Annotated in this window: 10 protein-coding genes; 9 read left to right on the forward strand and 1 reads right to left on the reverse strand. The window is 49.9% G+C overall.

Translation table 11 applies throughout. The annotated features are described in order from the left end of the window. The first annotated feature begins 248 nt into the window (after positions 1-248). The 3 genes from L6H98_RS30955 to L6H98_RS30965 all read left to right on the forward strand — a co-directional run bounded on the left by L6H98_RS30955 (position 249) and on the right by L6H98_RS30965 (position 1511). On the forward strand, positions 249-545 hold the full coding sequence (locus tag L6H98_RS30955) for a hypothetical protein (RefSeq protein ID WP_236421534.1): 297 nt from the start codon (positions 249-251) through the stop codon (positions 543-545). A gap of 177 nt (positions 546-722) precedes the next feature. Next, entirely contained in the window at positions 723-878 is a 156-nt protein-coding gene (locus L6H98_RS30960) for a hypothetical protein (protein ID WP_236421535.1), read from the forward strand. 93 nt (positions 879-971) lie between these two features. Next, positions 972-1511, forward strand: coding sequence for a GNAT family protein (locus tag L6H98_RS30965; RefSeq protein WP_236421536.1), 540 nt, complete (start codon positions 972-974; stop codon positions 1509-1511). A 115-nt stretch (positions 1512-1626) separates the two neighbouring features. Here L6H98_RS30965 and L6H98_RS30970 read toward each other — a convergent pair whose 3' ends face one another. Beyond that, positions 1627-2403 (reverse strand): Crp/Fnr family transcriptional regulator, encoded by a 777-nt coding sequence (locus tag L6H98_RS30970; protein WP_236421537.1) that lies wholly within the window; start codon positions 2401-2403, stop codon positions 1627-1629. A 317-nt stretch (positions 2404-2720) separates the two neighbouring features. Between L6H98_RS30970 and L6H98_RS30975 the strand changes: the two genes are divergently transcribed. From L6H98_RS30975 to L6H98_RS31000, 6 genes are all read left to right on the forward strand, one after another. Further along, entirely contained in the window at positions 2721-3152 is a 432-nt protein-coding gene (locus L6H98_RS30975; RefSeq protein WP_236421538.1) for a GAF domain-containing protein, read from the forward strand. Between the two features lie 147 nt (positions 3153-3299). Beyond that, a complete protein-coding gene (locus L6H98_RS30980; protein ID WP_236421539.1) occupies positions 3300-3950 on the forward strand; it encodes a response regulator transcription factor in 651 nt (216 codons plus the stop codon). Then, on the forward strand, positions 3943-5055 hold the full coding sequence (locus tag L6H98_RS30985; protein WP_236421540.1) for a PAS domain-containing protein: 1113 nt from the start codon (positions 3943-3945) through the stop codon (positions 5053-5055). The genes L6H98_RS30980 and L6H98_RS30985 overlap by 8 nt, the downstream gene beginning before the upstream one ends. A gap of 236 nt (positions 5056-5291) precedes the next feature. Beyond that, a complete protein-coding gene (locus L6H98_RS30990) occupies positions 5292-5786 on the forward strand; it encodes an Lrp/AsnC family transcriptional regulator (RefSeq protein ID WP_236421541.1) in 495 nt (164 codons plus the stop codon). Positions 5787-5798: 12 nt separating this feature from the next. Further along, a complete protein-coding gene (locus L6H98_RS30995) occupies positions 5799-6386 on the forward strand; it encodes a chromate transporter (protein WP_236421542.1) in 588 nt (195 codons plus the stop codon). Positions 6387-6389: 3 nt separating this feature from the next. Further along, complete coding sequence (locus tag L6H98_RS31000; protein WP_236421543.1) at positions 6390-6935, forward strand: chromate transporter; 546 nt, start codon at positions 6390-6392, stop codon at positions 6933-6935. Positions 6936-7053 lie beyond the last annotated feature (118 nt).

Below are 7053 nucleotides of genomic sequence, written 5' to 3' on the forward strand. Positions count from 1 at the left end.
CAAGCACTTTTTTTAAGTTTCGTTTTTCGAAGCTTATTTGCTTTGCTTGCCGCACCATGTTTCTCGGTGTTTTCTTGGCCGGAATTAGAATATACCATGCTGTGAGAATGATTGCAATACTTAAATAATATTTTTCACCTGTCATTTTCTAACAACGATTTAAAATAGACCATGTATGCTCTATCTTTTCTTGTCGATACTAGATAATATTCAACCCCTCCCCCACTATATTTAAGGAGATGCTGCCTATGAAACTCGTTTTTTTACTATTAATCGTCATCGTTCCTATTTTGATGTTTTGGCTAGCTCGCCGAATCGCATTCTTGGAACGCTTATTTCACGTTCTCGCTCTGTTATCCTTCTATAGTATGGCCGCAGTCATTGCCGGAGATGTGTATGCTACCAATGCCCACAACACTACCTTTACGACTGATATTCATCATTTATTGCTAGATGCGTGGTTTCTCTTTCCCGCAGCCTATCTCGGCGTCTATGCCCCTTACCTCATCTGGATGTGCCTACGTTCAACCGGCTCACAAAGATAATGGATGATCTCCTCAAAAAAATGCATCCATTTTTGCTGATCGCCATTGCTTTTTATAACCGTTCATTGCATAATAGACATATAGTTTGATAATGATTATCATTATTATAGTCGTTCTGTTACTTATTAACTATGCATATGATTTCTGAACACATAGATAAAGGGGTACGAATATCGAATGAATACCGACATGCAAAAAGCCACGCTGCAGCTTGATGATTATCTCGACCTTCTGAATCTGGCAATCCAGCTTGGGGATACGAGATGGCAAAAAGAAATCACCCGCAAGCTTGCCTACAAGTATCCTGCCGATCAATGCAAACCCATGAGATAGTTTTACTCTTGCATACCTACCCATGAACGGTTCTTTACCCGAATCGATTCATGGGTTATTTTTATATCATTATATGTAAGAAAGGAGATTGACATGAAACTTGAAACCGAACGTTTGGTCATCCGCGATATGCTCCAGTCCGATTGGGAACATGTGCATTCGTATTCATCCTTGCCCGAAGTTGCCAAATATGCCTCCTGGGGACCGAACACGGAAGAAGACACCCATCAATACATCCATCATGTTCTAACTCAGCAGCAGCAATCACCAAGGAATGCATACGAGCTCGCCGTTTGTATAAAAGATCAGGATCTGATGATCGGCTCGGTGGCCATTTTTATCGAGAAAACAAATGCCGAGCTGGGTTACGTGCTTCACCCTGAGCATCACGGAAAAGGGTACGCTACCGAAGCCGCTATGGCTCTTCTCGATTATGGATTCAATACACTGGGCGTTCACCGTGTTTTCGCTACCTGCCGCCCAGCCAACAGAGCGTCCGAGCAGGTTATGAAGAGAATCGGCATGCAGCGCGAAGGCCTGCTTCGGGAACATTGGCATTTCAAAGGCGCCTATCATGATTCTTTGCTGTATTCGATTCTCGCCAGCGAGTATGGTCGAAGCCCTGTCGAATAAAACCAATCCAGAAAAGGGCTGACACCCGCTCACGCGAATATCAGCCCTCCTCCAATTTATCCGATGCGACCCCAATCCCATCAAAACAAAGCAGATACATCCAATCTATTTCCTGTTACAAGCGACACATCTCTTCCGGACAGCTCGGAAACGTCGGGCATCCGCACATGCTGCGCAGAGCTCCAAGATCGCGGATCATTAACTTTCCGTCCTGCGTATCCAGCGTCCCCTGCTCCTTCCATGCACCAAGCATACGTGTGACGCTTTCCCGCGTAGCGCCGATCATTTCGGCCAACTCGGTATGGTTCAGTTTCATGTCCAGCACAATTCCCTCCGGCGTAAATCGACCATACGAGTTGCTGGCACGGATCAGTGTCGAAGCAAGCGCACCCGCCTTGCCGTACAAGAGCAGGTCGCGAAAACGCGACTGGGTGATTCGTTGCGAAAGTGCCATCCATTGCAAAAACTTCAGCGCGAGATCGCCATGTTTGCTAAGAACGCCTTCCAGGTCGCCGAGCGAAATGATCGCCAATTCCCCTTTTTCCGTCATTTCCGCGCTATAGCTATGCGTTTGACCACCGATGCCGCCGAATTCCCCGATCAAATCACCTTTCTGCTGGATCGACAAAATGATTTCTTTCCCGTCTTCCGTCGATTTGGTCATTTTCACCCGGCCTGAGCGGAGGTAGTACAGATATCCGGCTTCATCACCTTCCAGAAAGAGGCTATAACCGGCCTTAACCCGTTTGGATTGCATTTTCGCCTCAATCCACGACCACTGCTCGGCTGTAACAAACGAAAGTATCCCACCTGTCTCCCGCACCATTTTGTTCCCCTCCGTTGGTTCCTGTCCCGTAGCTCGGGTTCCTCTTTCCACGAATACCGTACTCATGACTGTTCCTCCTCGTGTTTCCTTATGATTCCATCATACCGCGAAAATACAGGATTGGTTATCAGGGGATTACCTGAACCTCTGCGATAAATTCCCTGAATTTGCTGTGAGAAATGTCACATCGGTTAATGGTCCGCATTGGCAAGGGTGTCTGCATCTTCGCGTAGAATGCGGCTTCTCTGTCTTTTCAATGCCATAATCGGTAAATACGCAGATTTAAATAGGGGTTTTCCCTGAATTACAAGGCCTTCCGAATTGCCTACAATATATAGTAAGGAACCATCGAAGGTAGCATTTCAAAAAGGAAGTGTCTTCTCATGCATGATGAGTTTTCATTCGACATTCAGGAGATCGTCGATCATTTGCGCGAGCATACATCCAGCGACTTCTGTGGATTGGCTTGCTTGTCCGGAGCAATGCTTCATTGGAAGTTCACGTCGGGCGCAAGCAATGAACGCGTGAAGCGGATGCACATGCGGCCAGGCCAGGATCTCGTGGGCACGGCGCTTCGGACCGGACGTACCGCCATATCCGATGGACGGACTTCAGGCGACCGTCTTCCCGGGCGCTGCCCATTGATGCTTGCCGAGCGGCTGGTCAGCGCGGTCGTCGTACCTATTTTTGAGAAGAGCAGCGTCCCGGATGCCGTCATTCTTCTCGGAAACAGACAGCCCTGCAGCTTTTCGCCGGATGTTATTCAACTGACCGAGCAGGCAAGCAGGGAATTGCAAACGCTAATGTATGCCTGAAGACGTCGGTTGCCAACCAAGCCTCGTTATCCCGCTAAGGGATAACGAGGCTTTTTTAGATGAAAGATTCGAAGAATCAAACTCTGGGTACCTTGCTTTTTTGGTATGATAAGGACAGCAATATGCAAAGGAACAGGAGGAATTGATGTGATTCGTTTGTTGGTCGTAGACGACCACGTTGTTGTACGCTCAGGTCTGATCGCGCTGCTTGACGGAAAAAATGACATACGCATCGTTGGCGATGCAGCAGACGGTGACGAAGCCATCTCAAAGGCTCAGGAATTGAAACCCGACGTGGTGTTGATGGATTTCAGCATGCCGCCGGGCAAAGATGGATTGACGGCAACCGCCGAGCTGAAAAAAATCATGCCGGATCTGTCCATTCTAATACTGACCATGCATGATGACGAAGAATATCTGTTCCGTGCCATCCATGCCGGAGCATCCGGATACATACTCAAAAGCGCTCCGCACGAGGAGCTGTTAGCTGCTATACGCTCGGTTGCAGAAGGAAGCGCCTATCTGTATCCAAGCGCAACCAAACGGCTGATGAGCGAATACCTCGATAAAGCCAAGCAGGAGAACGCCGGGCCGTACGACACGCTGTCCGAACGGGAGAAAGAGATTTTGTCGTGGATCGCCAAAGGTTACGCCAACAAGGAAATTGCCGAGCATCTGGTGATCAGCGTCAAAACGGTCGAAACGCACAAAAGCAATTTAATGGAGAAGCTCGGATTGCGCACCAGGCCGGAACTCGTCAAATTTGCAATGAAAAAGGGGCTGTTGAACTTTGAGTAGTGCGCGTCCAAACCGACTCAGCAATCTGGCCGATCAACCGGTTCGCGAGCTGCTTGAAGTGATCGACAACCACATTGCCGATCCTGAATTCCGCAGCAGGCTGAAGGGTTCCCTGCATCAACTCAGCGACTTGAAGTTTGCGTTGGATGAATCGTCCATCGTGGCACTGACAAACAGCCGGGGCAAAATCCAGTACGTTAACGACAAGTTCTGCGAGATTTCGCAGTATCGGCGGGAAGAGCTGATCGGCCAGGATCACCGGATCATCAATTCCGGTTATCACGGCAAACTTTTCATGAAAAATCTGTGGGAAACGATCTCTTCCGGGCAGGTATGGAATGGCGAAATACGCAACCGGGCCAAGGACGGCAGCTATTATTGGGTAAACACAACCATCGTGCCTTTTCTGGACAACGAAGGAAAGCCTTATCAATATCTCGCAGTGCGCAGCGAGGTCACCAAACTGAAAACGGTGGAAGCTGAACTGCAGCAAATGATGACCCAGGTCATGAACATTCAAGAGGAAGAACGGCTCCGCATTTCGAGGGAACTGCATGACGGCATCGGCCAAAGCCTGTTCTCCCTCGTCATCCAAATGGATCGACTGCTGGCCGACCAGCCTCATCCAGGCGTGGAAGCGTTGAGAAAACAGGTTACCGGCATCATGGAAGACGTCCGCGGCATGGCCTGGGAACTGCGGCCCTCCGTGCTCGATGATCTCGGCGTCGTTCCTGCAATCCGGACTTATGTTGAAAATTACACCCGCCATTATGGCATTAACGTTCAATTGGATTGCAATTTGCGCGGTCGGCTGGATACGAGCCGCGAAATAGCGATGTACCGCATTATCCAGGAGGCATTGACCAATATCGCGAAATACGCGGATGTCTCCGAAGCGGCAGTTAGCGTGGAGGATACTGCAGAGGCCATCGTCGCTACCATTGCCGACCACGGCGCAGGGTTCAGCGCATCGACGGCCGGCAACGGCGTCGGACTGTTCAGCATGGAGGAACGGGCACGCGGAGCAGGAGGCACATTAAAGGTGACTTCCGATCCGGGGGAAGGTACCACCGTAACCCTTTATCTCCCCAAAAAGACGGAATAGAGCATGTTCTTCTAACGGAATGAGCTGCTTGCGGCATGGAACCGCAGGCGGTTTTTTTACTTTGGTATAGGTTACAAATTGCAAACCGGAATTCGGAATAAATTCACATTTTCAATAAATGAATTGACTGGCATTACGATTCGTCAGTAAAATATGGATGCTGCATGCAAAATGTCTTTCCATTTGTTGATTTTCAAATATAACGAAACAAAATGACAGAGAAAGAAGGATCGTTGATGACTAACAAGCGCTCTTCGGAAGGAAGAGAAATTCCGCTCATGCACAACCTGGATGCCATGGATCGAAAAATACTGGCCGCCCTCCATCAGAACAGCCGGATTTCGTATACGGACCTGGGGCAACAAATCGGTTTGTCGCGCGTAGCCGTCCAAGCCCGCATTAATGCTTTATCCGAAAAAGGCATCATCGAACGCTTTACTGTCGTGATCAATCCCGTCAAGGTCGGAATGCAGGTCTCGGCTTTTTTCAATGTAGACGTAGAGCCTCCGTTTCTCGACGAAGTCGCCGAAAAGCTTGATGAAGAGCCGGCGGTGACCAGCCTGTATCATATGACCGGGCCCAGCACGCTGCATATGCACGGCATTTTCGCCGACATGGAAGAGATGGAGCAGTTTTTGCTGGAGAAGCTGTATAAGATGCCCGGCATCGTCAAAGTAGAATCCCAATTGCTTCTGAAGCGTTACAAAAGCCGAATGGGCATGAGACTGTAGGAGGATAACAGCATGAGTTGGAAGGTTTACAGCGGTCTCATCGCAGGCATGGTTAGGACCGGCATTCTTGGTTACGGCGGGGGGCCATCGGTTATTCCGTTAATTCGTTATGAAGCGGTCGTCAGATACAAATGGGTTAGCGACGACGAATTCGGCGAGATTCTGGCCATTGCGAATGCCCTCCCCGGACCGATCGCAACGAAGATGGCTGCTTATCTGGGATATAAAAAACAAGGCGTCTTAGGCGCTATCGTCTCCGTGTTGGCACATGTTCTGCCTACGAGCATCGCTATCATCGCCCTGCTCGGCTCCATGTATGCCCTGCGTGAATCCAAAGTGGTCGCCGGCATGGTTGCGGCGGTTCGCCCGGTCATTTTCGTCATGCTCGGCATGATGGCCTATGAATTTGCCAAAAAGGCATGGTCAGGCCTTGGCAAAATATTCGCCATCCTGTTCGGCGTCATTGCCTTCGTGCTGCTGCAGCTGCTCGACATTCATCCAGGCATCGTCGTTGCGGTATTTCTCGGGTATGGCGTCTTCCATCTGGATCTCGTGCAGCGCTACAAAGCAAAGCGCAGCTCCGACAAGGAGGTGTCCTAACCGATGATTCAGACTTGGTGGGAATTGTTTTGGGGATTTTTTGTAGCCAACGTGCTCGGTTACGGGGGCGGCCCGGCTTCCATCCCTTTGATGCAGGAAGAGGTCGTCAACCATTACGGCTGGATGACCAGCGAACAGTTCGGTGACGTGCTCGCCATCGGCAATGCGCTCCCCGGTCCGATCGCTACCAAAATCGCCGCCTTTGTCGGCTATCAGGTGGCAGGCTGGTTCGGCGCAATCATTGCCAGCTTTGCCACGATCGTGCCGTCGGCAGCCGCTCTGATTTTGCTGCTCAGACTGCTCAACAAATACCGGACCTCGCCTAAAGTAAAAGGCATGACCTTGCTCGTGCAGCCAGTCATTGCCGTGCTTATGATCCTGCTCACCTGGGAGTTCGGGCAAGTATCCGCGAATTCGATCGGCATCTGGCAAACGTTAATCATTTCAGGCATTTCGCTATGGGTCATGACCAAAACCAAGCTGCATCCCGCCATTCTCATCGTTATTGCTTTTGCATACGGCGCCTTGGTTTTGTCCCATACGATGTAGTTATAAGTTGCTGCATACGTTCTAGAGTAAAAGGCTGGGCAAAACCCAGCCCCTCCTCATCAAACCGTACGTGAGGTTTTCCCTCATACGGCTTTCCGATGTTCTTCGTTCATGGGCA

The organism is Paenibacillus sp. JJ-223 (genome assembly GCF_927798175.1).
Lineage (GTDB): Bacteria > Bacillota > Bacilli > Paenibacillales > Paenibacillaceae > Paenibacillus > Paenibacillus hubeiensis.